At 65.5% G+C, this 26,630-nt stretch carries 28 protein-coding genes; 17 read left to right on the forward strand and 11 right to left on the reverse strand.

Features of this window, described 5'->3' with window-relative positions; genetic code table 11:
* Window positions 1–53: 53 nt before the first annotated feature.
* Together BSY18_RS16890 and BSY18_RS16895 are read right to left on the reverse strand one after the other, a co-directional pair.
* Window positions 54–1,493 carry a M24 family metallopeptidase gene (locus tag BSY18_RS16890; RefSeq protein WP_069051263.1) on the reverse strand — a complete coding sequence of 480 codons (1,440 nt, stop codon included), beginning with the start codon at window positions 1,491–1,493 and terminating at the stop codon, window positions 54–56.
* 33 nt (window positions 1,494–1,526) lie between these two features.
* Window positions 1,527–2,240 carry an HAD family hydrolase gene (locus BSY18_RS16895; protein ID WP_257785050.1) on the reverse strand — a complete coding sequence of 238 codons (714 nt, stop codon included), beginning with the start codon at window positions 2,238–2,240 and terminating at the stop codon, window positions 1,527–1,529.
* Between the two features lie 145 nt (window positions 2,241–2,385).
* Between BSY18_RS16895 and BSY18_RS16900 the strand changes: the two genes are divergently transcribed.
* The 10 genes from BSY18_RS16900 (at window position 2,386) to BSY18_RS16945 (ending at window position 10,974) form a co-directional block, all read left to right on the forward strand.
* Complete coding sequence (locus BSY18_RS16900) at window positions 2,386–3,498, forward strand: ABC transporter permease (RefSeq protein ID WP_069051265.1); 1,113 nt, start codon at window positions 2,386–2,388, stop codon at window positions 3,496–3,498.
* The gene (locus BSY18_RS16905; protein WP_054136457.1) at window positions 3,495–4,343 is read left to right on the forward strand and encodes an ABC transporter ATP-binding protein; all 849 of its coding nucleotides are present in this window, start codon (window positions 3,495–3,497) and stop codon (window positions 4,341–4,343) included. Before BSY18_RS16900 ends, BSY18_RS16905 begins: the two co-directional genes overlap by 4 nt.
* Window positions 4,344–4,422: 79 nt before the next feature.
* The gene (locus tag BSY18_RS16910; RefSeq protein WP_054136456.1) at window positions 4,423–5,370 is read left to right on the forward strand and encodes an MlaD family protein; all 948 of its coding nucleotides are present in this window, start codon (window positions 4,423–4,425) and stop codon (window positions 5,368–5,370) included.
* A gap of 11 nt (window positions 5,371–5,381) precedes the next feature.
* The gene (locus BSY18_RS16915; protein ID WP_236823395.1) at window positions 5,382–6,008 is read left to right on the forward strand and encodes an ABC-type transport auxiliary lipoprotein family protein; all 627 of its coding nucleotides are present in this window, start codon (window positions 5,382–5,384) and stop codon (window positions 6,006–6,008) included.
* A gap of 43 nt (window positions 6,009–6,051) precedes the next feature.
* Window positions 6,052–6,474, forward strand: coding sequence for a 6,7-dimethyl-8-ribityllumazine synthase (gene ribH, locus BSY18_RS16920; protein ID WP_054136455.1), 423 nt, complete (start codon window positions 6,052–6,054; stop codon window positions 6,472–6,474).
* 127 nt (window positions 6,475–6,601) lie between these two features.
* Window positions 6,602–7,234 (forward strand): glutathione S-transferase, encoded by a 633-nt coding sequence (locus BSY18_RS16925; RefSeq protein ID WP_069051266.1) that lies wholly within the window; start codon window positions 6,602–6,604, stop codon window positions 7,232–7,234.
* A 60-nt stretch (window positions 7,235–7,294) separates the two neighbouring features.
* On the forward strand, window positions 7,295–8,215 hold the full coding sequence (locus BSY18_RS16930) for a hypothetical protein (RefSeq protein WP_150126317.1): 921 nt from the start codon (window positions 7,295–7,297) through the stop codon (window positions 8,213–8,215).
* Between the two features lie 59 nt (window positions 8,216–8,274).
* On the forward strand, window positions 8,275–9,219 hold the full coding sequence (locus tag BSY18_RS16935; RefSeq protein WP_082382487.1) for a DMT family transporter: 945 nt from the start codon (window positions 8,275–8,277) through the stop codon (window positions 9,217–9,219).
* Between the two features lie 120 nt (window positions 9,220–9,339).
* Complete coding sequence (locus tag BSY18_RS16940) at window positions 9,340–10,575, forward strand: NupC/NupG family nucleoside CNT transporter (protein WP_054136451.1); 1,236 nt, start codon at window positions 9,340–9,342, stop codon at window positions 10,573–10,575.
* A 3-nt stretch (window positions 10,576–10,578) separates the two neighbouring features.
* The gene (locus tag BSY18_RS16945; protein ID WP_054136450.1) at window positions 10,579–10,974 is read left to right on the forward strand and encodes a hypothetical protein; all 396 of its coding nucleotides are present in this window, start codon (window positions 10,579–10,581) and stop codon (window positions 10,972–10,974) included.
* A 23-nt stretch (window positions 10,975–10,997) separates the two neighbouring features.
* Here BSY18_RS16945 and BSY18_RS16950 read toward each other — a convergent pair whose 3' ends face one another.
* Window positions 10,998–11,216, reverse strand: a complete 219-nt coding sequence (locus BSY18_RS16950; protein ID WP_054136449.1) for a hypothetical protein — start codon at window positions 11,214–11,216, stop codon at window positions 10,998–11,000.
* A gap of 61 nt (window positions 11,217–11,277) precedes the next feature.
* On the reverse strand, window positions 11,278–11,604 hold the full coding sequence (locus BSY18_RS16955) for a DUF962 domain-containing protein (protein WP_054136448.1): 327 nt from the start codon (window positions 11,602–11,604) through the stop codon (window positions 11,278–11,280).
* A 36-nt stretch (window positions 11,605–11,640) separates the two neighbouring features.
* On the opposite strand from BSY18_RS16955, the gene BSY18_RS16960 reads away from it, so the two are divergent.
* Window positions 11,641–12,057, forward strand: a complete 417-nt coding sequence (locus BSY18_RS16960; protein WP_054136447.1) for a gamma-glutamylcyclotransferase family protein — start codon at window positions 11,641–11,643, stop codon at window positions 12,055–12,057.
* Between the two features lie 112 nt (window positions 12,058–12,169).
* Here BSY18_RS16960 and BSY18_RS16965 read toward each other — a convergent pair whose 3' ends face one another.
* The 6 genes from BSY18_RS16965 to BSY18_RS16990 all read right to left on the reverse strand — a co-directional run bounded on the left by BSY18_RS16965 (window position 12,170) and on the right by BSY18_RS16990 (window position 19,282).
* Window positions 12,170–12,892 (reverse strand): hypothetical protein, encoded by a 723-nt coding sequence (locus tag BSY18_RS16965; RefSeq protein WP_069051268.1) that lies wholly within the window; start codon window positions 12,890–12,892, stop codon window positions 12,170–12,172.
* A 13-nt stretch (window positions 12,893–12,905) separates the two neighbouring features.
* The gene (locus BSY18_RS16970; protein ID WP_069051269.1) at window positions 12,906–14,117 is read right to left on the reverse strand and encodes a toxic anion resistance protein; all 1,212 of its coding nucleotides are present in this window, start codon (window positions 14,115–14,117) and stop codon (window positions 12,906–12,908) included.
* Between the two features lie 133 nt (window positions 14,118–14,250).
* Window positions 14,251–16,434 carry a response regulator gene (locus BSY18_RS16975; RefSeq protein WP_171900264.1) on the reverse strand — a complete coding sequence of 728 codons (2,184 nt, stop codon included), beginning with the start codon at window positions 16,432–16,434 and terminating at the stop codon, window positions 14,251–14,253.
* 162 nt (window positions 16,435–16,596) lie between these two features.
* Complete coding sequence (locus tag BSY18_RS16980) at window positions 16,597–16,926, reverse strand: hypothetical protein (RefSeq protein ID WP_069051270.1); 330 nt, start codon at window positions 16,924–16,926, stop codon at window positions 16,597–16,599.
* A 133-nt stretch (window positions 16,927–17,059) separates the two neighbouring features.
* Window positions 17,060–17,482: a hypothetical protein gene (locus BSY18_RS16985; RefSeq protein ID WP_150126318.1), complete on the reverse strand. Its 423-nt coding sequence runs from the start codon at window positions 17,480–17,482 to the stop codon at window positions 17,060–17,062.
* A gap of 72 nt (window positions 17,483–17,554) precedes the next feature.
* Entirely contained in the window at window positions 17,555–19,282 is a 1,728-nt protein-coding gene (locus tag BSY18_RS16990; protein ID WP_069051993.1) for a fatty acyl-AMP ligase, read from the reverse strand.
* A 211-nt stretch (window positions 19,283–19,493) separates the two neighbouring features.
* Here BSY18_RS16990 and BSY18_RS16995 point away from each other — a divergent pair, with 211 nt between their 5' ends.
* The 3 genes from BSY18_RS16995 to mtgA are packed head-to-tail and all read left to right on the forward strand — an operon-like array spanning window position 19,494 to window position 21,263.
* A complete protein-coding gene (locus BSY18_RS16995; protein ID WP_069051272.1) occupies window positions 19,494–20,060 on the forward strand; it encodes a regulatory protein RecX in 567 nt (188 codons plus the stop codon).
* Window positions 20,057–20,563 carry a DUF192 domain-containing protein gene (locus BSY18_RS17000; protein WP_083231534.1) on the forward strand — a complete coding sequence of 169 codons (507 nt, stop codon included), beginning with the start codon at window positions 20,057–20,059 and terminating at the stop codon, window positions 20,561–20,563. Before BSY18_RS16995 ends, BSY18_RS17000 begins: the two co-directional genes overlap by 4 nt.
* 10 nt (window positions 20,564–20,573) lie before the next feature.
* The gene (mtgA, locus tag BSY18_RS17005; RefSeq protein WP_054136441.1) at window positions 20,574–21,263 is read left to right on the forward strand and encodes a monofunctional biosynthetic peptidoglycan transglycosylase; all 690 of its coding nucleotides are present in this window, start codon (window positions 20,574–20,576) and stop codon (window positions 21,261–21,263) included.
* Between the two features lie 4 nt (window positions 21,264–21,267).
* Here the strand turns inward: mtgA and BSY18_RS17010 are convergent, their stop codons facing one another.
* Entirely contained in the window at window positions 21,268–22,074 is an 807-nt protein-coding gene (locus tag BSY18_RS17010; RefSeq protein ID WP_069051273.1) for a citryl-CoA lyase, read from the reverse strand.
* 120 nt (window positions 22,075–22,194) lie between these two features.
* On the opposite strand from BSY18_RS17010, the gene BSY18_RS17015 reads away from it, so the two are divergent.
* From BSY18_RS17015 to BSY18_RS17025, 3 genes are all read left to right on the forward strand, one after another.
* Window positions 22,195–23,343 (forward strand): CaiB/BaiF CoA transferase family protein, encoded by a 1,149-nt coding sequence (locus tag BSY18_RS17015; protein ID WP_069051274.1) that lies wholly within the window; start codon window positions 22,195–22,197, stop codon window positions 23,341–23,343.
* Between the two features lie 65 nt (window positions 23,344–23,408).
* A complete protein-coding gene (locus BSY18_RS17020) occupies window positions 23,409–24,236 on the forward strand; it encodes an IclR family transcriptional regulator (RefSeq protein ID WP_069051275.1) in 828 nt (275 codons plus the stop codon).
* Between the two features lie 210 nt (window positions 24,237–24,446).
* Complete coding sequence (locus BSY18_RS17025) at window positions 24,447–26,624, forward strand: TonB-dependent receptor (protein WP_069051276.1); 2,178 nt, start codon at window positions 24,447–24,449, stop codon at window positions 26,622–26,624.
* The last annotated feature ends 6 nt before the right edge of the window (window positions 26,625–26,630 follow it).

Consider the following 26,630-nt stretch of genomic DNA (forward strand, 5'->3'; position numbering starts at 1 on the left):
CCGGCGTGGGCGCGGGTCCTTCGAGAGGCTCAGGATGAGCGTATGTGGGCAGGTTACTCCTGCACCCCATCCACCACCGGCTCGGTAGGCAGGGCTTCGGGCGCGGGTGCTGGCACCTCCACAGGCCGGTCCGCAGCGCCCTTGATCAGGTGGAACCTGTCCTGCCGTCCATCCAGATAGCGCACCTGCTCGCCGTCGAAGACCATGTCCTCCTCGGTGCGGAACGAGACCGCCTGATCGCCCCATTCGGGAACGTTGTTGGTGACCGCCAGTTCGATCGACCAGGCGGTATTCCCGCGGACCAGATAGTCGCCTGCGGGCGTCGCCTCCTGATTGTCCCAGAAGCCGATCGCCGGACCCGCGCCATGGCCATGAAAGCCGATCGGGTGCGAATAGATGCTGGGCTGATAGCCCGAAGCGATCGCGCGCGCGCGGGTTGCTGCGAGCAGGTCGTTGCCGGTCAGGCCGACGCGGAACTCGGCGGTCAGGATGTCCTGCACCCCATTGGCGGCGGCGAGCCCCGCCTTGAGACCGTCGGGCGCATCGCTCTCGCCGGGCTTGAGCACATAGGCCAGGTGCTGGGTGTCGGTGTTGAGCCCCAGATAGGTGATCCCGAAATCGGTCCACAGCATGTCGCCGGGCTCGATCACCGCATCGCCCGTCAGTTCGCCCGACTGGCCTGCGCGGAAGATGGCAAGCGAAGGGTGGAACCAGACCTTGAGCCCCAGCGCGCTGACCTTGTCGCGCATCCACCACTGCACGTCCTCGGCAGTGGTGGTGCCCGGCGTGATCACCGCATCGGACAGCGCCTCGGCGATGATGCCATGCGCGGTGCGGACGATCGAGGGATAGACTTCCAGCTCGGCCGGGATGCGGCTTTCCAGCCAGCCGATCGCGAGCGGCCCGGCGGGCACGATGCGGCTGCGCAGCGCTTCGGGCAGCGCGGCGATCAGCTCTTCGTGCTGGCTGTGGGTAAGGCCATCGGCAAGCGCGGTCTGGTCCGAGATGTTGAGCGCGATCTTCTGTGGGTTGCGCTCGGCGATCACCTCGGCGAGGCGCTTCCACTGGTCGGGCTGCGTTTCGGGCGTCCATACGGGCGTGAACATGCCGGCAAGGCCATAGCGGCTCACCGTCAGCCGCTCGACCGGCTTGCCTTCGCCCGGATCGAAGAACACCAGGATGGTTCGCCGCCGCGCGTGCATCGAGCGCGCATCGAGCATGGTCGCGACCACCGGGTCCTCGACATATTCGCGCGCGATCAGAACCCACATGTCGACGCCCTGTTCGCGCATCAGCGCCGGCACCACGCTCTCCAGCCGCTGCGCGAGCCAGCCATCGCGCACCTTGGCCTGTTCGCGCAGCGGCAGGATATCGGGATAAGCGGGCGCCTCGGCCTCTGCCGTGTTGCCGGCCCGCTGCGCGAGCACGCCTGCAGGCGCACAGACAAGCAGCGCGGCGGCGATTGAGGACAGGATATGGGCGGTGGTGTTCATGCGGCTCCCCTGCGGCGCGGTTCGGGGGCCACGCTAGCCCGGCAGGGTGGGCAGCGCCACCGCAAGATGGCCGTTGCCCGCAGGCCAGTCGAGCTCGGGCCAGCCTTTGGCCCGCGCCACCAGCCGCATCGGGACATGCGCGTTGGTGACAAACGCCTCGTCCGCCATTTCCAGCATCGGCAGGTCCGAGACATGGTCGGAATAGCAGCGGATGTGGCAGGCGGCACGGTCGAGCCCGTGCTCGGCCATCCACGCCGCGATCATCTCGGCCTTGTGCGGGCCGTAGCAATTGTGCCCGGATATGCGCGGCTGCACCCGCCCGCGCGAGGCGGTGAGATCGGTCGCGATGACATCATCGATCCCCAGCCGCCGGGCGATCGCATCGACATAAAGCCGGTAGGACGCGGTGGCGATGACGATGCGATAGCCCGCCTCGCGGTCCGCTGCGATCTGCTCGATCGCGCCGGGGCGGATGTTCTTGGCGAACACGAATTCGGCGTGCCCCGCCATCGGCGCCGCCAGCCGCGACAGGCGAAGCGAGCCCAGCAGCAGCCGCTGGTTGATCTGCTTGAGGGAATCGCGGCTGACGATGCGCAGCAGATAGCCAAGCCCTGCCAGCGCGGAGAACGGCAGCAGCAGCAGCCGCTTGGGGTCATGCCGCAACGCCATCCACAACAGGAAGCGCGCATATGTCGGATGGACGGTAATCGTCCGGTCCATGTCGTAAAAGGCTAGCCGTTCCCCCACGCTGCTAGGCCATAAAGCCAAATCGGCGGGAAACAAGCGCGCCGTTGTAACACCGTGTAAGCTTGTCTGATCGGGCAAGACTGCGACGGGCCGTGCGCCAAGATGCTTGTGATTGCGCGCTTTATCGCACAAAGATGCCACCGATATGGGTGTCCCGGCCGATTTTTCCGTTGAACAGCGTAGCGACACCGGCGCGGTGCTGCGCTTTACCGGCGATCTGGATATCGCCACCATCGGTCCGCTCGACAAAAGGCTCAAGTCGCTGGACCAGTCTCCGGCGCTGATCGACATGGCCGATGTCGGGCATATCGACACTGTCGGAGCGTGGATCGTGCATCGGCTGGCGCGCGATCACAACTGTGAAATCGTCAATCTGAGCGAATCGGGCGGCAGGCTGGTCGAGGCGGTCGGCAAGTCCGACGTCGGCGAAGTCGACGCTCCGCCTCGCCCCGATATCGTCACCCGCGCGGTCGGCGGCATCGGCGAAGGCGTGATGCTTGCGCTGACGTCGATGGTCGGGATGTTGAGCTTTTTCGGCGCGATAGTGCGCGCGGTGCTGTCGCTCGCGGTTCATCCGCGCCGCATCCGCTGGGCCGCGATCATCCGCCATTTCGAGCTGGTCGGCGCATCGGCGCTGGGCATCGTCGGCCTGATGAGCTTCCTCATCGGCATCGTCATCGCGCAGCAGGGAGCGGTGCAGCTGCGCCAGTTCGGTGCCGAAGTGTTCACCGTCAACCTTGTCGGGCGGCTGACGATCCGCGAGCTGGGCGTGCTGATGACCGCGATCATGGTCGCGGGCCGTTCGGGCAGCGCCTTTGCCGCGCAGATCGGCACGATGAAGCTGACCGAAGAGGTCGACGCGATGCGGACGATCGGCGTGTCGCCGGTCGAGGCTCTGGTGCTGCCGCGCGTCGCCGCTGCGGTGCTGATGATGCCGCTGCTCGGTTTCTATTCGATGATCGTCGCGATGGTCGGCGGCGCTTTCCTGTGCTGGATTGTGCTGGAAATCCCGGTGGCGACCTTCATCGTGCGCATCCAGGAAGTCGTGCCGATCACCGATTTCTATGTCGGCATGGTCAAGGCGCCGGTGTTCGGGCTGATCATTGCGCTGGCCGGCTGCTATCAGGGCATGCAGGTGCGCGGCAACGCCGAGGAGGTCGGCGCACGCACGACGGCAGCGGTCGTCCAGGCGATCTTCATGGTCATCGTGCTCGATGCGTTCTTTGCGGTGTTCTTCACCGAGATCGGCTGGGGATGAGCGCTGCCCGACAGAAAGAATGCGATGTCGCCATCCGCATCACCGGGCTGACCAACAGCTTTGGCGATGACGTGGTGCATGACGACCTGTCGCTCGATGTGCGCCATGGCGAGATTCTGGGCGTGGTCGGCGGATCGGGCACCGGCAAATCGGTGCTGATGCGCTCGATCATCGGCCTGCAGACCCCCGATTCGGGGCGGATCGAGGTTCTGGGCGAATCCATGCTCGACGAGGCGGAAGAGGATGTCTCGATCCGCAGTCGCTGGGGCGTGCTGTTCCAGGGCGGGGCCTTGTTCTCCACCCTCACGGTGGCCGAAAACGTCATGGTGCCGCTGGCGGAATTCTATCCCAAGATCGATTCCAAGCTGCGCCGCGAGATCGCGATGTACAAGATCGCGCTCAGCGGCCTTCCCGAAGAGGCGGCCGACAAATACCCGTCCGAGCTTTCGGGCGGGATGAAGAAGCGCGCCGGCCTTGCCCGCGCGCTGTCGCTCGATCCGGACCTGTTGTTTCTCGACGAGCCGACCGCCGGCCTCGACCCGATCGGTGCGGCACGGTTCGACGAGCTGACGCTGGAACTGCAGCGCACGCTGGGCCTCACCGTGTTCCTGATCACGCACGATCTCGATACGCTGCACGAGATCTGCGACCGGGTCGCGGTGCTTGCCGACCGCAAGGTGATCGCCATCGGCACGATCCCCGAGCTGCTCGCGACCGACCACCCGTGGATCCAGGAATATTTCAACGGCCCGCGCGGCCGCGCCGCTGCCGTGAGCCACGCAGACGAGGAGCGGCGCCAAAACCGGCATCCCGCCCAGAGCAAGAGCCGGGGGTTCAAGCGATGACGCCGGAACACGCCTTGGGGAACGACCGCGCCGCTTTGTCGGTAGACAGCATCAAAAGATCAGGGGCATAACCAACGCCATGGAAACACGCGCCAATCATGTCTGGGTGGGGACCGTCACCCTGGTGCTGCTCGCAGGCATCGCGGCCTTCGTCATCTGGCTCGCGGGGCTGGGGGATACCGACCGCAACAAATACGATATCTTCTTCAAGACATCGGTGGACGGCATCGCCAAGGGCTCGGTCGTCGCCTATTCGGGCGTGCCATCGGGCCAGGTGACCGAGATCGCGCTGTGGGCCAAGGACCCGCAGTTCGTGCGCGTGCGCATCGAGGTGAACTCCGAAGTGCCGATCCTCGAGGGCACCACCGCGACCATTCAGGGCGTTGGCTTTACCGGCGTGTCGCAAATCCAGCTCGATGGCGCCAAGCAGGGCGCGCCTGCGCTCACCGAACCGGGCCCCGAAGGCGTTCCGGTGATCCCGACCAAGCCGGGCGCGCTGGGCGAACTGCTCAACAACGCGCCGCTGCTGCTCGAACGGCTGGCGACGCTGACCGAACGGTTCACCCAGGTGCTGTCGGACGAAAACCAGAAATCGATTTCGGTGCTGCTGAAGAATTCGGGCCGCCTGACGGGCGAACTGTCCGACACCGCGCCGCAGATGCGCGCTGCGCTCGCAGAGCTGCGCGTGACGCTCGCCAAGGCAGGCGTTGCCGCCGAGCAGCTTGGCCTCACTGCGCAATCGACCAAGGATGTGCTCGATTCCGAAGGCCGCCCGCTCGCCAAGCAGCTCGCCAAGACGCTGGCAGAGACCGACCGCACGCTCGCCAAGCTGACCGAGACGATGGAAGAGGCACGGCCAGGCCTGCGCCAGTTCTCCACCACCACGCTGCCCGAAACCGAGGCGCTGGTGCGCGATCTGCGCGTCACCGCCAGGGCGCTGTCGGCGATCACCGAGAAGATCGATCAGGAAGGCGCAACCGGCCTGCTCGGCGGGCCACCGCTTCCCGACTACAAGCCCAAGAACTGAGAAGGCGAGCCATGACCGCGATGCCGACAACCGGAGCCAGCCTTGTGAACCAGATGTTCCGCCCCGTTCTCGCCGCCGGGGCGACCGTTCTGCTGCTGGCTGGCTGTGTCAGCTTTGGCGACAAGGCTCCGCCGCAGCTGCTTACCCTGACCTCGGACGCAGCGCCGACCGCAGGATCGATGGCATCGGCTTCGGTGACCGAGGCGATCATCGTCGACGTACCCACGGTCGAGCGCACGCTCGATCAGGTACGCGTACCGGTCCAAGTCAGCGACAGCGCGATCGCCTATGTCCAGGATGCGGTGTGGGCCGACAAGCCCGCGCGGCTGTTCCGCGGCGTGCTTGCCGAGACGCTTGCCGCCAAGAGCGGACGGCTGGTGCTCGATCAGGTCGAAACCGGCTCCGAACGCGGCATGATGCTTTCGGGCCAGCTGCAGCGCTTCGGCTATGACGAGGGCGCGCGTGCCGTCGTGGTGCGCTATGATGCGGTGATCCGCAAGCCCGGCAGCCCGCTGCGCAAGCAGCGCTTCGAGGCGAGCGTTCCGGTCGCCACGGTCGATGCGGTCAGCGTCGGCGCAGCGCTCAACCAGGCAGCCAACACCGTCGCGGGTCAGGTTGCCGCCTGGGTCGCGGGCTGACCTTCCTTTTTGCTTTTTGTGATTTGTACGGGATACTGAAACCATGGCGCATTTCCTCATCGTCGAGGCCCGCTTCTACGACCATCTCAACGACCTGCTGATCGAGGGTGCCAAGGCCGCGATCAAGAAGGCCGGGCACAGCTGCGAGGTGCTCACGGTGCCCGGCGCGCTCGAAATCCCCGCCGCGATCGCGATGGCATCGGATACCCAGCGCTTCGATGGCTATGTCGCGATCGGCGTGATCATCCGCGGCGAGACCTATCACTTCGAGGTCGTCTCGAACGAAAGCGCGCGCGCGATCATGGCGCTGACGCTCGACGGCATGCCGATCGGCAACGGCATCCTCACGGTCGAGAACGAAGCGCAGGCGCTGACCCGCGCCAAGATGAGCGAAAAGGACAAGGGCGGCGATGCTGCCCGCGCCGCGATCGCCATGCTCGAAATCTCCGAGCGTCTGGCGGGCTAGGGTTCACTGTCTTTCGTCATTCCCGCGAACGCGGGAATCCCGCTTGTGCGCTCAGGTTGTAGTATAAGCGGGACCCCCGCGTCCGCGGGGGTGACGATGGAGTAGGTGATGCTGTGAGCGTGCGCCGATGACCCCTCTCCCTATCCTCTACAGCTTCCGTCGCTGCCCCTATGCCATGCGCGCGCGGATGGCGCTGCTGGCGAGCGGGCAGGAGGTTGAGCTGCGCGAGATCATCCTGCGCGCCAAGCCCCAGGCGATGCTCGATGCCTCGCCCAAGGGCACGGTGCCGGTGCTGGTGCTGGCCAACGGGCAGGTAATCGCCGAAAGCCTGGAAATCATGCGCTGGGCGCTGGCGGCGCGCGATCCCGAAGACTGGCTGGCAGGCGATGACGCCGCGCTGATCGCGGCCAATGACGGTCCGTTCAAGCACCATCTCGACCGCTACAAATACCCCTCGCGCTATCCTGGCGACAGCGGCGACCACCGCGCCGGGGGTCTTGAACATCTGGAAGCGCTGGAGGCGCGGCTGGCCGATCAGCCCTATCTGTGCGGGGACCAGCGCGCGCTGGCCGATATCGCGCTGTTCCCGTTCGTGCGCCAGTTCGCCGCCACAGATGCCGACTGGTTCGCCGCCCAAGACCTGCCCCGGGTGCAGCGCTGGCTTGAAAGCCTGGTGCAGTCCGATCTGTTTGCCGCCGCGATGATCCGCCCGGTACCGTGGCAGCCGGGCGATGCGCCGATATTGTTTGCGTCGCATTAACCTCATGGAGGCTATAGGCTGGGCGATGGTTTCCCTTTCGATCGGCTGGTGCCCATGTTGATGGATCTTCTGCCCTTCCGCGTTCGCAGCCGGCTGGACAACTGGCGGCACGACGCCGCCTGCCGCCCGGTGCTGGGTACCGCGCCGATCATCCCTGCCGATGATGGCCTGGTGCTGTTCTCGATGATGGGGACCGCGGTGCTGTTGCCCTATCTGGTCGCGGTCAAGTCGCTGTGGCACCATGTCCGGCGCGGGCGGGTGGTGATCCTGTCCGACGGCACGCTGACCGCAGCCGACCGCGCCGTGCTTGCGCAGCATTGCGGCAACCCCGAGATCATCGATATCGCCAATGTCGATACCAGCGGCTTCCCGACCGGCGGCGCGTGGGAGCGGTTCCTGTCGATCCTCGACCGGCGCGGCGATGACTATGTGATCCAGCTGGACAGCGACACGGTCACCCTGGGGCGCCCCGATGCGGTGATCGACGCGATCACCGCCAACCGCAGCTTCACGCTGCTCGGCGGCCCGGAATGGGAGATCGGCGCGCAGACCTGCACCGCGTTCGTGCCCCCGACCGATCTCACCGCATCGGCCGACGCGCACATCCAGTCGCGCATGGAGCGCGCGCTCGCCCGCATCGGCGATGCGCAGACGCTGCGCTATATCCGCGGCTGTGCCGGGTTCGCCGGCTTTTCGAAGGGCGGCGACGGGCGCGCGCTTGCCCGCCGATTTGCCGGCGAGATGACCGGCCTGCTCGGCGCCGAAGCGATGCGCGAATGGGGCAGCGAACAGGTGACCTCGAGCTTCGTCGTCGCCAACGATCCCGATCCGGTGCTGCTGCCCTATCGCCATTACGGCAATTACTGGGCCGAACCCTGGGATGCAGACTGCCGGTTCATGCACTTCGTCGGCGCGCACCGCCATGACGGCAGCGCCTATCGCGACGCGACCGCTGCTGCGCTGGCGATCATGGATCGCTGACCGGCGGGCAAAGCTCGGGGCTGGACAGCGCCTGCGTCGGCGTCGATAGCAGCGCTGCCATGGCATCAGGACCTGCATCTTCCCGCGCGGTGAACGCAGCGCCGCTGGTAGCGATCGCCGCCTGTTTGGGCGGCATGCTGCTGTTTGGTGCGATGGATGCCGCGATGAAGACGGTGACGATCGACATGGGCGTCGTCGCCGCGCTGTTCTGGCGCTGCATGATCGGCGTGGTGCTCGCCCTTGCGCTGTTCCTCGCCCAGCGCAGCCCTGCCATCCCGCGCGGAGCGGTGCTGCGGTTGCATCTGCTGCGCGGAACGGTGGTTGCGGCCATGGCGGTGCTGTTCTTCTGGGGACTGGCGCGCACGCCGATGGCAGAGGCGGTCGCGATCAGCTTCATCGCCCCGATCATCGCGCTGTTCCTTGCAGCAGTGGTGCTCAAGGAGCGCATCGGCTCGGGTGCCATCATGGCGTCGGTACTGGGGTTTGCCGGGGTGGCGGTCATCGCAAGCGGAAGGCTCGGGCTGCTGGGCGGCGCAGCACAAGCCGCAGGCCAGGACACCGGCGTTGCCCAATGGTCGGGGATCGCGGCAATCACCGGGTCTGCCGTGCTCTATGCCTGGAACCTCATCCTCCAGCGCCAGCAGGCGCAGCTTACCAGCCCGCAGGAGATCGTGCTCGCGCAGAACCTGATCATTGGCTTCTGGATGGCGCTGGCGATGCCCTTTGTCGGGACGCTGCCGGGCGAACAGCTGCTCTCCGCGCCGGTCGGCTGGGGGTTGCTGGCGCTGTCCGCGGTGCTCTCCATCCTGTCGCTGCTGCTGCTGTCCTGGGCCTATGCCCGGGCCGAGGCGCAGGCGCTGCTGCCGCTCGAATACTCCATGTTCATCTGGGGCGCGCTGTTCGGCTGGCTGGTGTTCGACGAGACCATCGGCTGGACAACGCTGGCAGGCGCAGGCCTGATCGTCACCGGCTGCTGGCTGGTCGCGCGCCAGCCCAGGCCCTGACCGGCAGCGATCGGCTCGGCGCGGCGGGCGCAGTTCGCGCTTCCCCCATCGCGGCATTCTGGCTAGGCAGGACCGGGGACCAACCAGACATTTCCTTTATCGGGGGCACGGGCGCAAAGCATGACACGGATTTTGCTGGGACTGGCAGGCATTGCGCTGATCCTGTCGATCGCGCTGCTGCTGTCCAACAACCGGCGCGCGATCAGGCTGCGCGTCGTCGGCGCCGCCTTCGCGCTGCAGGCCAGCATTGCGGTACTGGTGCTGTACGTGCCCGCGGGCAAGACCGCGATCCAGGCGATGGCGCGCGGCGTCTCCAACCTGCTGGGCTATGCGCAGGCGGGCACCAATTTCATCTTCGGCCCGCTCGCCAGCCCCGAAGTCGGCGGCAACAGCTTTGCCATCGCCGCGCTGCCGGTGATCATCTTCTTCTCGGCTTTGGTGTCGATCCTCTATTATCTGGGCATCATGCAGCGGGTGATCCAGTGGGTGGGCGGCGCGATCCAGAAGCTGATCGGCATCTCCAAGGTCGAAAGCCTGTGTGCGGCGGCCAACATCTTCGTCGGCCAGAGCGAATCGCCATTGGTGATCCGCCCCTATCTCGCCGCGCTGAAGCCCTCGCAGCTGTTCACGGTGATGAGCGTGGGCATGGCGGGCGTCGCGGGCACCATTCTGGCGGCCTATGCCGCGATGGGCATCCGCATCGATTTCCTCCTCGCCGCCGCGTTCATGTCCGCGCCCGGCGGCATCCTGATGGCCAAGATCATCATGCCCGACGATCCGGCGGATGCGAGCCCCGAAGCGGTGATGCCGCTCGATGTCGAATATGAGGACGAACGCCCCGCCAATGTCATCATGGCTGCCGCGATGGGCGCGCAGACGGGGGTCAAGCTTGCGGTCGCGGTCGGCGCGATGGTGCTGGCGTTCGTCGCTTTGGTGGCGATGGCCAACGGCCTGCTCGCAGGGGTCGGCGGCTGGATCGGCTTTGCCGACCTGTCGTTCCAGAAGTTGGTCGGCTATGTCTTCGCGCCGATCATGTACCTGATCGGCGTGCCGTGGGACGAGGCGCTGCGCGCGGGCGGGCTGTTCGGCACCAAGATCGTGCTCAACGAGTTCGTCGCATTTATCGATCTGGGCGGACCCGATTCCGGGCTTTCGGCGCGGACCATCGCGATCGTGACCTTCGCCTTGTGCGGCTTTGCCAATTTCTCGTCGATCGCCATCCAGATGGCGGTGACCGGGGGCCTCGCCCCCAGCCAGCGACCGATGATCGCCAAGCTCGGGCTCAAGGCGCTTGCCTCGGGCAGCCTCGCCAACCTGATGAGCGCCGCGCTGGCGGGTCTGCTGATCACGGTGTGACCGATGCTGGGCCCCGCCATCAGAGCAGGGCTGAGATACGGGGCTGAGGCTTTCGCGCTGGGCTTTGCGCTCGCGCTTGTCCGGATCCCGCTGCTGGTTCCGGCTATAGGCGAATTCGCTGCGGTGCTGTGCGAGATTCCGGTGATGCTGGCCGCGATGCTGCTACGCGCCAGGGCGATCATCCGGCGCAGTAGCATCGACACCGCACGTCAGCGCATCGCCATGGGGCTGACCGGATTTGCCTTGTTGATGGTGTGCGAATGGGGGCTGGCGCTGGTGCTGGGCCAGGGATCGCAAGGCTGGCTGGCGAGCCTCGCGACGCTGCCCGGCGCCATCGGTCTGGCGGGGCAGCTGATATTCGCGATGCTGCCCCTGATGGTCAGAAACCCCGGGGGCTGAGCATCATCAGGGGCGGGGTGGCGTCAGGGCTGAATCGAGGACGGCGGGTCCGACGCATCCATCGAATCGTCGAGCGCATCATCCAGATCTTTCTCGCTGATATCGTCCTTGTCGACATCGGGCTTGGCGTCATGCTCGTCGGTATTCAGGCTGCTGTGCTTGGCGCCGGCGCGCTGCGCGGTTTCCTCGGTGCAATCGACGGGATCGTTGGCGGCGGGCTTGGGGTCTTGATGATCGGTCATAAGGCTCTCCTTGGTGATGAGCCTACGCCGGTGATGGCACGCGGGTTCCGTGGTGCAGCGTTCAGCTCACCCCGGCGCGCCGGAGCTCGGGCCCCAGCCGACCGGTCAGCCACAGCCCCCACATCCGGAAATCCGCCGCCAGCGACCAGAGCGGATAGGTGAAGGTGGCCGGCCGGTTGCGCTCGATCCGCCAGTGGCTGACCCAGGCAAAGAAATAGCCCGCCAGCGGCATAGCAGCGAACAGCAGCCAGTTGCCTGTGAGCAGCGCCGCCAGCCCCAGCAGCACCACCAGCGAGGTTCCCGCATAATGCCAGGCGCGGGTCAGCGGGCGGCTGTGTTCGGACAGGTAATAGGGCCAGAATTCGGCGAAGCTGGTGTAGCGCTGCATATCGATGTTCTCCCGCAGCCATGATAGGCACAGATCATGCCTGCGATCCAGCCCGACCTGCTGCCCGACCTGATCTTCGTCTATGGCACGCTGCGCCGTGGCAGTGCGCACGCCAATGCGGCGCGGCTGGCGCGCGAGAGCGATTGGCTGGGCCTGGCGACGTTGAGCGGCATGCTCTATCGCGTCAGCTGGCACCCGGCGCTGGTGCTGGAGGGCAGCGACCCGGTCACCGGCGACCTGCTGCGGCTGCATGATCCCGCCGCCAGCCTGCCCTGGCTCGACGCTTTCGAAAGCTGCAGCCCCGACGATCCGCCACCGCACGACTATCGCCGCGAGATTGCGATGGTCATGACGGCAGCCGGACCTGCAACCGCACTGGTCTATGTCTGGAACCTGTCCGTGGACGGGCTCGAGCGGATAGCGACCGGTGATTGGCTGGGCGCGGCTGGCTGAGAGGGGCGATTGCCGGCATTCTCACGGGCCCGGGTCGGTGACGCCAATGCTGCGCTCGTCATTCCCGCAAACGCGGGGGTGACGAACGGTAGAGTACTGGCAAGGACGATCGCTACTGGCTGTCCGCCACACCGTCGTACTTCAGCTCGAGGAAGCGGCCGCGGATGGCGAGCTTGTCGGCGTCGCCCTCGGCAATCGTTCGGGTCGCGCTGGCGATCTCGCGTTCGATGACCCCAAGGCCATGCAGCAACTGTTCGTCGGGGGTGCGCTCGCCGCGCTTTTCCTTGCGCATGTTCGCGGGGATCTTGCGATAGCCAGTGATCAGTTCGGGCAGGTGCTCGCCCACCAGCTTGCGGATTTCGCGGGCAGGCTCGCTGTTTTCCTCGAGCGTCTGCAACTGCGGCGCGAGCATGTCGAGCTGGACGCCGATATTGTCGATCAGGTTGACCGCAGGCGCGGGCAGCGCCGGGCGCTGGCTTTCGAGCCAGATCTCGGTCTTGCCCGCCAGCACCTTGAGCGGTTCCTTGGCAAGCTTCTCGGGCGTCGGGACCTTGAGCTTCATGCCGCTGCCCAGCACCACGGTGGCAACAACTGCGGCGAGCACGGTCAGCAGCACGCCATAGAAGCCGATGCCGTCGATGATCGCGCCGACCACGCCTGCGGCGACCAGGATCACGCCGATGGAAATCGCGATCGCGGCGATTTTCTTCCACAGATGCTCGCGCTTGAGCGCGCGCGATTTGCTGCCGATCGACGGGCCCATCTGCACCCGGCGCTTGACCGCTGCGGCGTCGGCGAGAATCTGGTCGGACTGGCTGGTCAGGGATTTGCTCATGCGGACCGCTGCCTCACGCCTCCAGCGAACTGAGCAGCGACGGACCCGACGACGCGCCGCCCGAGCCTGCCTGGCTGGCACCCTCGGCGCGGGCGATATAGCCCTTCGACTTCTCGACTTCCTTGCTCAGCGTGTCGACCGTGGTCTTCATGCTGTCGAGCGCCTTGACCTTGAAGGTGTCGATGTTGTCCATCGTGTCGTAGATGTTCTGGAACGCGCGCTGCAGCGTCTCGACGGGGATCGTCGCCGATGCCGCCTGTTCGTGGATCTTGGCGGTCTGTTCTTTCAGCATCGTTCCGGTGGAATCGATGATGTTCGCGGTGGTGGTGTTGAGCGCGGTGATCTGGTCGAGCACCAGCTTTTGGCCCACCAAAGCCTGCGCCACCGTGACGGCCGTGCGCAGCGCCGCGACGGTGGTGGTGCTGGCACGGTCGACGCCCTTGACCAGCTCGACGTTGTTCTTCTTGACCAGATCGAGCGCGAGATAGCCCTGCACCGTCACCGCCATCTGCGTCAGCAGGTCCTGCGTGCGCTGGCGGACGTAGAACAAGGCGGTTTCGCGGATCGCCTTGGCCTTGGCCCGATCGGTCATGTCGAGCTCGGCGGCCTTTTCCTCCAGCCGGGCATCCAGCGTCTTGGAAACGTGGATCATCTGCTCGAGCTTGCCCATTGCCGCCCACAGATTCTGCCGCTCGACATCGATTGCGGCATTGTCCATCAGCAGCTCGTCCTTGCCGCTTTGCAAGCTGCCCAGGATCGACTGGATGTGCCCCTGCGAGCTTTTGTAGCTGTCGAAGTAATCGCGCATCTTGTTGCCGAACGGGATGATGCCGAAGATCTTCTTGCGGGTGAACAGGTCGCCCTTCTTGCCCGGGTCGAGATCCTCGACCGTGCGGCGCAATTGCGCGAGGTTGGCGCCGACCGAATTGTCGGAGTCCATCGCCTTGACCGGGCGATCGAGAAAGCGGTTGGACTGCCCTGCGGCATCGCCGATTTCCTTGCGGCCCATATTGGTGATCTGGTCGACACGCTTGCCGAATTCGGGGGAGTTGACGTCCTGCGCCACCAGATCGCTGATGAAGCCCTCGACCTTCTCGTCGAGCTTCGATTTCACGTCATCGGACACCGGAACCAGGCCGGTGGCTTCCGCAGCCGTCACCACGGGCACCGGATCGGGTGCCTCCAGGGTCAGTTTCTTGTCCGCAATCGCAGTTTGCGTTGCCATGCCGTGTGCGCTCCCGTTTCCGCTTTTCGCCCAAAATGAGGCGAGTTGCCCTTTCAGGCAAGCGATAAGTGTTACTGTGTTAATATATCAATACAGTAAGCCAGCGCAAGCGGAATACCGCAGCTGTTGCGCATCACGGCGTGAGCATCTGCCGCACCTTGATCGCGAGCGTGTCAATCTGGAACGGCTTGGTCAGCATGTCCATGCCATGGTCGAGGAAGCCGCTGCGCACCGCTGCGCCCTGAGCATAGCCGGTGACGAACAGCACCTTGAGCCCGGGCCGGGTCTGGCGGGCAATTTCGGCAAGCTGGCGCCCGTTCAATCCGGGCAGCCCGACATCGGAGATCATCAGGTCGATCTGGCGGCTGGTCTGCAGGATGGCGAACGCTTCCTCGGCGTGCTCCGCCTCGCAGGCGGTATAGCCCAGCTCGTCGAGCACGTTGACGATGACCATGCGCACGGCGGCGTCGTCCTCGACCACCAGCACGGTCTCGCCCGCACCCACAGGCATCGAGGCGACCCGCGGCTCTGCGACGACGACCGGCGCGTCGCTGCACGGCACGAACAGCTTGACGCTCGTGCCCACGCCCAGCTCGCTGTAGATGCGCACATGGCCGCCCGATTGCTTGAGGAAGCCGTAGATCATCGACAGCCCCAGCCCGGTACCCTGGCCGATCGGCTTGGTGGTGAAGAACGGCTCGAATACCTTGTTGATGGTCTGCGCGCTCATCCCCTGGCCGTCGTCGGAGACGCTGAGCACGACATAGTCGCCCGGCTGCAGGTCCTCGCCGGTCTGGGCAAAGCCGGGATCCAGCTGCATCGTGGTCGTCTCGATGGTCAGGTGCCCGCCATCGGGCATCGCATCGCGCGCGTTGATGCACAGGTTGAGCAGCGCATTTTCGAGCTGGTTGGCATCGGTGCTGGCAGGCGGCAGGCCCGGGACGAGCGTCACCGCGAGGCTCACCTGCTCCCCCAGCGTCCGCCGCAGAAAGTCTTCCATCCCGCGCACCAGCTGGTTGACGTCGGTGGGGCGGATATCGAGCGATTGCCGCCGCCCGAAGGCCAGCAGCCGCGCGGTCAGCGCTGCGGCGCGCTGCGCCGAAGTCTCCGCTGCCTCGAGATAGCGATGGACCTGATCCATCCGGCCCGATTCAAGGAAGCGGCGGATCAGGTCGATGCTGCCGATCACCCCGGTTAGCATGTTGTTGAAATCGTGCGCCAGCCCGCCGGTCAGCTGGCCGATCGCCTCCATCTTCTGCGCTTGGCGCAACGCCTCGGCGGTCACCTCGCGTTCTGCGATGGCCTCGGCAATCCGCTGTTCGAGCGTCTCGTTCAGCTCGTGCAGTTCCTGCTCGGAACGGCGTCGGTCCGTGATATCCGTGAACAGCGCAGCGACGTGATGATCGGCAGGATCGCCGATGCGGAAGGCGTGGACATCGAACCACCTGTTGTCCAGCGCGCTGGCGATGTGCTGCACCCGCCTGGACTGCCCGGTCAGGTCGACCTCTCCGTACAGATCCAGCCAGTACTGTTCGACACCGGGCAACGCATCGCGAACCCACCGGTCTTCGACGTCGCTCAGGCCGGTATGGGTGGAAAATGCCCGGTTGACCTCGACAAAGCGATAATCGGCGGCGCGACCATCAGCGTCATAGCGCATCTGGAGCACGGAGATGCCGGCATCGACGGCATTGAACAGGTGCCGATAATGCTCCTCGCTGGCGGTGCGCGCGGTCTCGGCGGCAATCCGGCTGGCGATTTCCGCTTCCAGAACGGCCGAGCGCTCGTCGCGCTGGACGATCGCACGGCGCAAATCCAGCTGCGTCATCACCTGCCGCGCCAGCACCTCAAGCGTCAGCCTCTGCCGCGCGGTGATGCCCTCGGGTCTCGGCTTACTGTCGAGCACGCACACCGTACCCAGCGGCAGGCCTTCCTCGGTCCTGAGGAGCGCGCCCGCATAAAAGCGCAGGCCGCCTTCGGCCTGAACCAGCGGATTGTTGTCGAAGCGCGAATCGAGCAGCGTGTCGGGGACGATGAACATGTCGTCCTGCAGCAGCGCATGCGCGCAGATCGAGACATCCAGCGGCAGTTCGCGCGCGCCGATGCCGATCTCCGCCTTGAACCATTGCCGGTCCGACGCGATCAGGTTGACCACTGAAATGGGGGCGTCGAACACATCGCTGGCCAGCCGGACTATGTCCTCGAACTCGGGCTCGCGCGGCGTGTCGAGAATGCCGTATCGCAACAGCGCAGCCAGCCGGTCGGACTCGGTCCAACCGGGGGGCGGGCTGCGGTCGGGCGGCGCAATCGATGTCACGGATTGACAGCTAACATGTTTCCTCCGGTTTGATCATCAATTTTGCGCCACATCCAACAGCTGGTGGCGCAACCGGTTCCACAAGCGCTCCAGGTGCCTTGGCGCAGGCGTCACAGGGGCTGCGGGGTGCGCACCTCAAAGGGCGCGCACCCCGCATATCCGTCAGGCGCCCATGTCCCACAATGCGGAACACGCCACCGCAAGCAGCACGAAGATCACCAGCAGCACGGCGATCTCCTTGGGAGCATGCGACAGCGCCTTTGCCTGCTCCTGTTCGAACGCCGCGATCTTGTAGCGGATGGTCTCGTCGCCCTTGAGCAGGCCGATCTCGAGCAGTGGACCCGATTTCAGATAGTCCATCAGCTCGCGCCGCTCCTCGCCGGTGATGTCGGGGTAGCGCGTGAACAGCGCCTTGACCCGCTGCTTGCGGGCGGTGTCGTCCTGCCCGTCGGGGGTGCCGGGCAGAGCGGGCACGGATTGTTGATCGATCATGTCGTGTCTTTCGGGATGAAAATGTCGTGAAAATGCGAAAGGCGCGCGCCACCCCGCGCGGGACGCGCAGGCGCCCGAACCGCTGGACCAGTGTCGCGGGGGTTCGTCTTTAAGAAGCGGGATGCGCCTGGGGTCAGCCGAGCGCAGGAGGCGCGCGCGGGCCGGATCCTGCACGGACAAAGGCAGGCATCGCCGCCTGTGACAGGTCGAACGCGGGGTCTGCCGGTGCGAAATACAGTCGAGGCAGCGGGCCGAACGGTGTCGGCGGCAGCGTTGCCAGCCCATTGCCGCCGGTCAGCGCCGGCCGCTGGCGGGCCTCTTGCGCGGCGCTGGCAAAGGCCTGCTCGTTTTCATCGCGGTTGAGCGCAACCTGGGCCGTGGCCGGGTTGAACGCCGAGCCCACCATCTGGCTTGCGGGCAGCGCGCCGGGCAGCAACGCGCTGGCAAGCGCGACGAACAGCGCAACGATAAGCCCGCTCGCCCAGGCGCGGTGCCGCGCGAGCGGAGAATCCGGCTCGGGCGCGACGCGGCGCATCGGAGACTGGGGCTCGGGCATGGCCCGACCTATAGGCCCGCGGGCACCGGCGGTAAACCCGTGCAGACGGGGGCCGGGCTGTGGGACCGGCGGTCAGGCCGCCAGTTCGTAGGGCTGGATTTCGCCCGAGAGGTAGAGGTTGCGCGCCTTGGCGCGGCTCAATTTGCCCGAGGAGGTGCGCGGCAAGGTGCGCGGCGGCACCAGTTCGATCACGCAGTTCATGCCGGTGATCGAGCGCACCTTTTCGCGGATCTCGTCGCGCAGGCGGCGGCGTTCGCCTTCGTCGGTGGTGCGGCACTGCACCAGCACCGCGGGCGCCTCTTCGCCAGCGGGCGTGGTGATCGAGAACGCGGCAATGTCGCCGGACTTGAAGCCGGGCAGCTGCTCCACCGCCCATTCGATGTCCTGGGGCCAGTGGTTCTTGCCGTTGATGATGATCATGTCCTTGGCGCGGCCGACGATATACAGATAGCCATCGACCATGTAGCCCATGTCGCCGGTGTCCAGCCAGCCGTCGATCAGGCACGCTTCGGTCGCCTCGGGATCGCGAAAATAGCTGTGCATGATCGAGGGGCCTGCGGTCCACACCTTGCCGATCTCGCGATCTGCCAGCACCACGCCATCGGGATTGCGGATCTCGATCGACATGCCGCGGCAGGCCTTGCCGCAATTGACGATCGAGCGGTAGCGCTTGGGCTTGCTCGCATCGACCGGCGCGCCCGACAGGCGCTGTTCCTCGACCAGATCGACGACGATGCCTTCGCCCGGCGGCATCAAAGTGACCGCAAGCGTCGCTTCGGCGAGGCCATAGCTGGGCAGGAACGCGCTGGCCTTGAAGCCTGCGGGCGCGAAGGCGTTGACGAAGCTCTGCATGACATCGGGGCGGATCATGTCCGCGCCGTTGCCCGCCAGCCGCCAGCGCGACAGGTCGAAGCGTTCCTCGACCCGCGACTGGCTACCGATGCGACGCGCGCAGATGTCATAGCCGAAGGTCGGGGAGTAGCTGCACGAGGTGCCGGGGTTGCGGCTGATCAGATCGAGCCAGGCGAGGGGACGCCGCGCGAAATCCTCGGTCTTGAGGTAATCGGTCGAGACCTGGTTGGCGACCATCGAGAGCATGCAGCCGACCAGCCCCATGTCGTGATACCAGGGGAGCCAAGAGATGCAGCGGTCGCTCTGCGCGATGTGCATGCCGTGCGCGTGCGCCGCCAGATTGCTCAGTAGCGCGGCATGGGTGACCGCAACGCCGTGCGGGAAGCGGGTCGATCCGCTGGAATATTGCAGATAGCAGATATCGTTCGAGCTTGCCTGCGGCAACGCGACATCCGTGACGGCGTCAGTGGCAAAGCCTTCCCAGTCGATCCCCGCAACGCCGCAGCGCTGGGCCGCCTCGCCGCCCATCTCGGCAAGTTCGGCCGGATAGAACAGGAACTTGGGGTCGCTGGAGCGCAATTGCACGCCTAGCTGCTCGACATAGCTTTCCTTGCCGCCGAAGCTGGTCGGCAGCGGCAGCGGCACCGGCCAGGCACCGGCATAGACCGCGCCGAAGAACAAGGCGGCAAACTCCGCGCTGGTTTCGGCGACGATGGCGATGCGATCGCCCGGCACCACGCCGCGCGCGATCAGCCGCCGCGCATGCGCCAGCGCATCGCTGCGCAGCTCGCTGAACGGGTAGGGCCGCACCAGGGTGCCGCGCGGATCGTGGAAGTTGAAGCCGCGTGTCCCGCCCGCCGCATAATCGAGCGCTTCGCCCAGTGTCACGAAATCGGCAAAGCGTCGCGCCAGAGTATCGGCGGTCGGTGTCGGCTGCAATTCAGTCATGCGTTTTAACCCGTTGCTTTCCTGTGCGCGGTGCCTGTTGTCCGGCATCTCACGCATGATGGGCAGATCGTGTGCGGTCTGCCCCGTGTTCAATGGCTCGGCGATGAACAGGGCGCGGCGCGCGCAGGTCCATCCCCAAAATACTCCAGCCGCCGCTCTAGCCGACGACAGGCGTTCTAATTTCGGCCCGACTGTGGCACAAAAAAGGCGCATGTTTTCCAGATCGCGATCCGACCGGGCCGAACGCCGCCCGCCCAAGCCGCTCAACGAGACGAGCCTGAAGGATCTTGCGCTGCATTATCTGGGGCGCTTTGCCTCGACCCGCGCGAAACTGGTGCAGTATCTCGAGCGCAAGCTGCGCGAGCGCGGCTGGGATGGCGATACCCCGCCCGATCTGGTGGCGCTGGCCGACCGGTGCGCGGAACTGGGCTATGTCGACGATGCTGCCTATGCCGCGATGAAGGGCGGGGCGCTGCTGCGCCGGGGCTATGGCGCGCGGCGGGTGGAGCAGGCGCTGCAGGCGGCGGGCGTCAAGGAGCCCGATCGCGACGAGATGCGCACTGCGGGCAGGGGCCAGGCGGTGAGCGCCGCGCTGGCCTTCGCCAAACGCAAGCGGGTCGGCGCCTTTGCCGACCAGCCCGCCGATCCGGACAAACGCCGCAAGCAGCTGCAGGCATTTATCCGGGCGGGACATGATTTTGCACTCGCTCGGCGCATCGTTTTCGCCGATAGCATGGAAGAGATTGCGGGGCTGGAAGAGGACTTCGGGAGAGAATGATGGTCATGAAATGGTGTGCGACCACGATTGCGACACTCGCACTGGTCGCCTGCAACGCCACCGCCCCCAGCGATGCGATCGCGCAGCGGCCAGCCGCAGACGCCGGCACGCTGTCGCCCGCCGGTCTGCAGCTCGTACCGTTGACCATTGATAGCAAGGGCAAGCGCCACACCTTCACGGTCGAGGTCGCAGGCACCTCGCAGGAACAGGCGCAAGGGCTCATGTTCCGCACCGAACTCGCGCCCGATGCGGGGATGATCTTCCCGTTCCCCACCCTCAAGCCCGCCAGTTTCTGGATGAAGAACACCGTGATCCCGCTTGACATCATCTTCGTGCGTGCCGATGGCAGCATCGAGAGCATCGCGGCCAACACCACGCCCTATTCGCTCGATGCGGTGAGTTCGCAGGGACCGGTGGCTGCGGTGCTGGAGCTTGCCGGCGGCCGCGCAGCACAGCTGGGGATCAAGCCCGGCGATATCGTCAAATGGCAAACCAGGCGCTGAGCACCGCATCATGGCCGCACGCAAACGCGGGTTTCTGGCCCGGCTGATCGCACTGGTGTTCAAGCTGATCTTCGGCTTCGTGGCGCTGTCGTTGCTGATGGTGGTGATCTACCGGTTCGTGCCGCCGCCAACCACGATCACCATGCTGACCGACAGCAATGGCGCGACCCGCGACTGGACCCCGATCGAGCGGATCGACCGCAACATGGTGGCAGCCGCGATCGCGGCGGAGGACGGCAAGTTCTGCACCCATAGCGGGTTCGACCGTGAGGCGATCGAGGCCGCCGTGCGGCGCAACGCGCAGGGCGGCCGCATCCGCGGCGGATCGACGATCAGCCAGCAGACCGCAAAGAACGTGTTCCTCTGGCAGAATGGCGGCTTCTTCCGCAAGGGGCTCGAAGCCTGGTTCACGGTGCTGATCGAGACGATCTGGGGCAAGCGCCGGATCATGGAGGTCTATCTCAACGTAGCCGAGACAGGCATCGGCACCTATGGGGTCGAGGCGGGCGCGCAGCGCTATTTCGGCAAGGGCGCAGGCTCGCTCAGCCGCGACGAGGCCGCGCGCATGGCCGCAGCGCTGCCGCTCCCCAAGAAGCGGTCGGTCAAGAGCCCGAGCGGCTTTGTGCGGCGCTATGGCAACAACATCGCGCGGCGCATCCGGATCGTCCAGCGCGACGGGCTCGACGCCTGCACGCGGTGATTGATCAGCCTTCGGAAGAAGCGGTGCTTTCTGGGCCGTCATAATCGATCGCTGCGGCCGCTGCGCCGGACATGATGAAGCCGATCGGCCGGTCGATTTCCTCGTGCAGATGCCCGATCAGGCTTGCGGTGCGCGCGAGCAGCGAGATGCCCTTCAGGGCTCCGACCGGAAAGCCGACATCGAGCATCACCGCAGGGATCGCGCCGTTGACGTTGATCGGCAGCGGACGCCCCAGCGTCTCGGGAAGGCAATCGCGCAGCGCATACAACATGCCGATATGCTCGCCGACGATGCCGTGCTCCTCGGCCATCTTCAGCAGCAGCAGCGCACGCGGATCGCCCGCGGAGTGCTGCGGGTGGCCGAAGCCGGGGATCGCCTGTCTGGTCGCACGCAGCGTGCGGACGCCATCCGATGCGATCTCGGCCGGCGTTCCCTCGCCGCTGCGCACCTTGGCCACCAGATCGGCATAGAAGCGCCCGGCAACCTCCGCGCTGCCCAGCACCACCGATCCGCAGCCCAGCAGGCCTGAAGCGACCGCACCGTGAAACGCTTCGGGCGCGGCGGCGTAAGTCATCCGCGCAGCGACCACGCTGGGCACCAGCCCGTGTTCGGCGATCGCCGCCAGCACGGCGTTGGCGAACAGCTTCTGCACATCGGTCGGTTCGCCGCCCGTTACCAGCAGCCAGAAATAGCTGGTGAAGTCCATCTTGCCGATGATGTCGCCGCACAGATCGCGCCCGCGCACGGTGATGCTCTGGGCATCCGATGTGCAAATGGCGGTGAAGGGAGCGTCCTGCTTGCCGATGCGCATGAAAAGAGTCCTTTGCGTTGCTCTGCTGCCGGGCCGGGGCCCTGGGTTAGATAAATTCGATTTACGAAGTTGATTTCGTATATCGAATTTTCTATGGGTGGGTGTCAGGGAGAAGTCAATATGGCCAAGCCGCTTGCCAATGTCACCGTGCTCGAAATGGGCACGTTCATCACCGGGCCCGCCGCTGGCATGATGCTCGCCGACATGGGTGCGGATGTCATCAAGGTCGAGCGGCCCGATGGCGGCGATCCGTTCCGCGCGTTTCGCGGCGGGCTCTACAGCCCCCATTTTCAGACCTACAACCGCAACAAGCGCTCGATCACGCTCGATACCCGCGGCGGTGCCGATCTCGAGGCGTTCGACCGGCTGATCGCTAGCGCCGATGTCTTCATCCAGAATTTCCGACCCGGCGTCGCCGACAAGCTCAATGTCGACCCCGAACGGCTGCGCGGCATCAATCCCCGGCTGATCTATCTGTCGATCTCGGGCTTCGGCGCGACCGGCCCCGACCGCGACCGCCCCGCCTTCGACACCGTCGCGCAAGCAGCCAGCGGCTTTCTGCGACTGCTGGTCAACCCCGAGAATCCCCGCGTCGTCGGCCCGGCGCTCGCCGATGCGATCACCGGCTTCTACGGCGCTTATGGCGTGCTCGCGGCGCTGCATGAGCGGGAAAGCACGGGCAAGGGGCGCCTGGTCGAGGTTTCGATGTTCGAGGCGATGGCGCATTTCAATCTCGACGATTTCACGCACTATTTCTCGGAAGGCGAGGTGATGGGGCCGTACAGCCGGCCCAATGTATCGCAATCCTATGTCTTCCAGTGCGCCGGCGGCGACTGGCTGGCGCTGCACATGTCGTCACCGCCCAAGTTCTGGGAGAATCTGGCAACCGCTGTCGGCCAGCCCGACATGCTGCAGCGGCCCGAGTTCGTCAGCCGCGATGCCCGGATCGCCAATTACGAAAAGGTCGCAGCCTTTCTCGCCCCGCTGTTCGCCGCGCGCAGCCGCGCCGAATGGTGCGCGACGCTCGAGCAGCTCGAAGTGCCGCATTCGCCGGTCTATTCCGCGCCCGAAGTCGTCGAGACACCTCAGGCGCAGCATCTGGGCCTGACGGTCGAGGACCCCGATGGCCCGCATGGCCGCTTCCGCACCATCCGCTCGCCGGTGAGCTTCGACGGCGAGCGCCCGACCTCGGTTACCGCGCCGCCGGTGCTGGGTCAGCACAATGAAGAGGTGCTGGGGCTGGCCGATACGTCCGCTGCGGCCGAGTGAGCCTGCTGACCCCCATCGACAGCACCGCCTTGCCTGTACCCCTGGCACAGGCTAGCGGTGGAGCGATGGAAGACGCGGCAAAGCCCGGCAAGGCCAATCCCGGCAAAGACAGCGAGTATCTCTCGACCCTCGAGCGCGGGCTCAAGGTGCTGCGTGCGTTCGATGCGACGCATCCCGAAATGCAGCTGAGCGAAGTCGCGCAGGTCACCGGCTTGAGCCCGGCAGTGGCGCGGCGCTGCCTCAACACCTTGGTGCAACTGGGCTATGTCGCACAATTCGGGCGCAAGTTCCTGCTGCGGCCCGAGGTGCTGTCGTTCGGTACCGCGTATCTCTCGTCGATGAATGTCGAGCAGGTGATCCTGCCGCCGCTGCAGAAATTGCGCGACGATACCGGCGACAGCGCTTCCATGGCGGTGCTGTCGGGCACCGATATCCTCTATGTCGCGCACGTCTCGACCAACCGCCGGATCCGGCTGGGCGCGAATGTCGGCACGCGCTTTCCCGTGCATGCGACGTCGCTGGGCAAGGTGCTGCTGGCGTTCCAGCCCGAAGCGGTGATCGCGCAATACATGGCCGCGGTCGATCTCCAGCGGTTCACCGAGCGGACCGTGACCAGCCACGCGGCGTTGGAGCAGCGGCTGCAGGGTGCGCGAGAGACCGGCTATGATTCGGCGCTCGACGAGCTCGATTATGGCATCGTCTCGGTCGCGGTGCCGGTGTTCGATGCCAATCGCAAGGCGATCGCCTCGATCAACTGCTCGACCTCGACCACGCGCATCTCGCAGGACGAACTGGTCCGCACCCGGCTGCCGATGCTGCGCGAGGCCTCGGCCGAAATCGGCAATGCGCTGCAGCGCTGGCCGACGCTGATGCACTCGCTGCAGCACAACTGATCTTCTGAAAATCGATGGACGCAAGAGGCTGCCCCGGCGGGGCGGGCGGGCGGGTGTTGCCTGCTTCGCACAGTGGCAGGAAACTTCGCATATCGAACTTGACTTCGTAATACGAACAATTTACCTCAAATCATAACCCGCGCGCAGAGCCCTCAAGGGCCGCGGCAGCGACCGTGGCGGGACATCACAGGATGAGGGGTACTGGTGGATATGTCCGGATTGTGGAACAGGCTGCTTCTGGCAGGATCGACGTCGGCGCTGGCATGTGCAACGCCTGCGCTGGCGCAAAGCCAGGCTGCCCCGGCTGACGACGAGGGCGAGATCGTCGTCACCGCGCTGCGCCGCGACACCAATCTGCAGGACACCCCCGCCGCGATCACCGCGTTCAACGCCGAGACGATCGAGAATGCCGGGATCGACAAGGCCGCGGACTTCATCGGGCTGACCTCGAACGTCCAGCTGATCGAGACGCAGAACGCGGGCAACGCCTTCGTCATCATCCGCGGGATCACCCAGAACCGCAATTCCGAGCCCTCGGTCGCCGTGGTGGTTGACGGAGTGCAGCAGGTCAATGCTGCCCAGTTCAGCCAGGACTTGTTCGATATCGAGCAGATCGAAATCCTGAAAGGTCCGCAGGGCGGCCTGTACGGACGCAACGCGATCGGCGGCGCGATCATCATCAACACCAAGCAGCCCAGCGACCAGTTCGAGGGCCGGGTGTTCGCCGGGATCGACAACGGCTTCGGCTACACGCTGCGCGCAGGCGTTTCAGGCCCGATCAGCGACACGCTCAAGTTCCGGCTGTCGGGATCGTACCGCGACACCAACGGCTATATCCCCAACACCTTCCTGGGCGAGGATGCCGATCCGCTCGAGGACATCTCGCTGCGCGGCAAGTTGCTGTGGACCCCGACCGATCAGCTGACCGTCGATCTGCGCGCCTCGATGTCGCTGCTGCGCACCCAGGCGCTGTACTACAACATCGTCGCCGACGTGAACGACACCAGCCTGCCGGTGCGCGTCAACAATGCCGGGCAGAACGACCGCGACATTTACAACGTGTCTGCCAAGATCGATTACAAGGCCGACTGGGGATCGATCACCTCGGTCACCTCGTACGACACGCTGTCCGAAATTCTGACCGGCGATGCGTTCAATTTCCTTCCGATCCAGGAGTCGCTGTTCTTCGCGATCTTCGGCTTCGATCTCAACCAGAGCCAGTTTCTCGATGTCGAGGCGATCAGCCAGGATCTGCGCATCCAGTCGGCGGACGGGCAGAAGTTCAACTGGTCGGTGGGCGGCTATTTCATCGACACCAACCGCTATATCTCGACCGGCAACATGGTCGATACCGGCGCGGGCGTGTTCCCGGTGTTCCGCACCCCCAGCACCAATCCGCTCAATCCGCAGGCGACCTTCCTGGCGGATTCGCAGAGCAATTTCGCCTGGGCGCTCTACGCCAATCTCGGCTATGAATTCTCCGAAGCCTTCCGCGTCGATGCTTCGCTGCGTTATGACCGCGACAAGCGTCGCAACCGGACTTTGACCCCGACCGCGTTCATCCCGGTGGTACCGGGCTTCCCCACCGGTCGCACCGGCGAAGTGCGCCGCGAGACCTTTGACGAATGGCAGCCCAAGATCACGCTGACCTACAAGCCGGTCGACAATGTCACGATCTATGGCGGCTACAGCCGAGGCTTCCGCTCGGGCGGGTTCAACCAGACCGGCGTCGGCGCGGTGGCGGCGGGCACCGGCGTGGTGGGTGTCGCGGACATCTATGAGGCCGAGGTCGCCGACACCTTCGAGATCGGCGTCAAGACCACTTTGTTCGACCGGATGCTGACGCTCAACGCCAGCGCCTACACCACCAAGTCCGAAAACGGCTATTTCTTCGTCTTCCTCGCCGCCAACTCGACGCAGAACCTGGGCAATGTGCCCGAGGTGCAGCTGCAGGGCTTCGAGATCGATGGCACGCTGCGTCCCGCGCGCGGGCTGGACATCAACTTCGGCCTCGGCGTCACCTACAGCGAGATCAAGGAATTTCCCGATCCCACCATGATCGGCAACGAAGCCCCGTTCATCTCGCGCTATACCATCAACCTGGGCACCCAGTACGAGAGCAACCTGGGCGACAGCGATCTCAAGGGCCGTATCCGGGTGGATTACAACCGCACCGGCAAGACCTGGTTCGATGTGCCCAACTCGACCGTGCGGCGGCCAGTAGACCTCGTCAACGCGCGGCTGACATTGGATGGCGGCGCCTGGTCGCTGACAGGCTTTGCCGACAACCTGTTCAACAAGCGCTACAATGCCGAGTTCTCGCCCGGCGGCTTCGTGTTCAAGGGCCGCCCGCGCGTCTTTGGACTCGAGGCGCTCTACAAGTTCTGATCCTCA

This window comes from Blastomonas sp. RAC04, from assembly GCF_001713435.1.
GTDB lineage: Bacteria > Pseudomonadota > Alphaproteobacteria > Sphingomonadales > Sphingomonadaceae > Blastomonas > Blastomonas fulva.

Coding starts and splice junctions, on each gene's coding strand:
- BSY18_RS16900 (WP_069051265.1), top strand. CDS start 2,386: ATGGGTGTCCCGGCCGATTTTTCCGTTGAACAGCGTAGCGACACCGGC.
- BSY18_RS16960 (WP_054136447.1), top strand. CDS start 11,641: ATGCCTGCGATCCAGCCCGACCTGCTGCCCGACCTGATCTTCGTCTAT.
- BSY18_RS17010 (WP_069051273.1), bottom strand. CDS start 22,074: ATGCGCATCGGCAAGCAGGACGCTCCCTTCACCGCCATTTGCACATCG.
- BSY18_RS16980 (WP_069051270.1), bottom strand. CDS start 16,926: ATGATCGATCAACAATCCGTGCCCGCTCTGCCCGGCACCCCCGACGGG.
- BSY18_RS16970 (WP_069051269.1), bottom strand. CDS start 14,117: ATGGCAACGCAAACTGCGATTGCGGACAAGAAACTGACCCTGGAGGCA.
- BSY18_RS16945 (WP_054136450.1), top strand. CDS start 10,579: ATGCTGGGCCCCGCCATCAGAGCAGGGCTGAGATACGGGGCTGAGGCT.
- BSY18_RS16985 (WP_150126318.1), bottom strand. CDS start 17,482: ATGCCCGAGCCCCAGTCTCCGATGCGCCGCGTCGCGCCCGAGCCGGAT.
- BSY18_RS16955 (WP_054136448.1), bottom strand. CDS start 11,604: ATGCAGCGCTACACCAGCTTCGCCGAATTCTGGCCCTATTACCTGTCC.
- BSY18_RS17020 (WP_069051275.1), top strand. CDS start 23,409: ATGGAAGACGCGGCAAAGCCCGGCAAGGCCAATCCCGGCAAAGACAGC.
- BSY18_RS16925 (WP_069051266.1), top strand. CDS start 6,602: ATGACCCCTCTCCCTATCCTCTACAGCTTCCGTCGCTGCCCCTATGCC.
- BSY18_RS16950 (WP_054136449.1), bottom strand. CDS start 11,216: ATGACCGATCATCAAGACCCCAAGCCCGCCGCCAACGATCCCGTCGAT.
- BSY18_RS16890 (WP_069051263.1), bottom strand. CDS start 1,493: ATGAACACCACCGCCCATATCCTGTCCTCAATCGCCGCCGCGCTGCTT.
- BSY18_RS17015 (WP_069051274.1), top strand. CDS start 22,195: ATGGCCAAGCCGCTTGCCAATGTCACCGTGCTCGAAATGGGCACGTTC.
- BSY18_RS16910 (WP_054136456.1), top strand. CDS start 4,423: ATGGAAACACGCGCCAATCATGTCTGGGTGGGGACCGTCACCCTGGTG.
- BSY18_RS16930 (WP_150126317.1), top strand. CDS start 7,295: ATGGATCTTCTGCCCTTCCGCGTTCGCAGCCGGCTGGACAACTGGCGG.
- BSY18_RS17025 (WP_069051276.1), top strand. CDS start 24,447: ATGTCCGGATTGTGGAACAGGCTGCTTCTGGCAGGATCGACGTCGGCG.
- BSY18_RS16940 (WP_054136451.1), top strand. CDS start 9,340: ATGACACGGATTTTGCTGGGACTGGCAGGCATTGCGCTGATCCTGTCG.
- BSY18_RS16915 (WP_236823395.1), top strand. CDS start 5,382: ATGACCGCGATGCCGACAACCGGAGCCAGCCTTGTGAACCAGATGTTC.
- BSY18_RS16905 (WP_054136457.1), top strand. CDS start 3,495: ATGAGCGCTGCCCGACAGAAAGAATGCGATGTCGCCATCCGCATCACC.
- BSY18_RS16965 (WP_069051268.1), bottom strand. CDS start 12,892: ATGAGCAAATCCCTGACCAGCCAGTCCGACCAGATTCTCGCCGACGCC.
- BSY18_RS17000 (WP_083231534.1), top strand. CDS start 20,057: ATGATGGTCATGAAATGGTGTGCGACCACGATTGCGACACTCGCACTG.
- BSY18_RS16990 (WP_069051993.1), bottom strand. CDS start 19,282: ATGACTGAATTGCAGCCGACACCGACCGCCGATACTCTGGCGCGACGC.
- ribH (WP_054136455.1), top strand. CDS start 6,052: ATGGCGCATTTCCTCATCGTCGAGGCCCGCTTCTACGACCATCTCAAC.
- BSY18_RS16995 (WP_069051272.1), top strand. CDS start 19,494: ATGTTTTCCAGATCGCGATCCGACCGGGCCGAACGCCGCCCGCCCAAG.
- mtgA (WP_054136441.1), top strand. CDS start 20,574: ATGGCCGCACGCAAACGCGGGTTTCTGGCCCGGCTGATCGCACTGGTG.
- BSY18_RS16935 (WP_082382487.1), top strand. CDS start 8,275: ATGGCATCAGGACCTGCATCTTCCCGCGCGGTGAACGCAGCGCCGCTG.